A 230-nucleotide genomic window follows, 5' to 3' on the forward strand; every position below is an offset into this window, starting at 1 on the left:
TGGTGGCGAAAAAGCCACACTGAATGCCAATGGCAAAAATGACTTCGCCGGTAAAGGAGGCGCGTCGGCCAACATCACCTTTACGTGCACCATCACCGTCACCGTCAATCAGGTGTAGTCGAACGGCAACCTGCGCGTGGTGGGTGAGTAACAGTTCGAAATTAACCAGCGCACCGAATTTATCCGGATCTCGGGCGTGGTTAACCCACGCACCATCAGCACCAGCACCG

1 pseudogene is annotated in these 230 nt (G+C 55.2%); it reads left to right on the forward strand.

Going from position 1 to position 230, the window contains the following annotated elements:
* Positions 1 to 230 (forward strand): annotated as a pseudogene (locus KVT28_RS27415) (flagellar basal body L-ring protein FlgH); the annotation flags it as partial.

Origin of the sequence: Pantoea sp. GbtcB22 (assembly GCF_019091025.1) — a bacterium.
Taxonomy (GTDB): Bacteria; Pseudomonadota; Gammaproteobacteria; order Enterobacterales; family Enterobacteriaceae; genus Pantoea; species Pantoea leporis.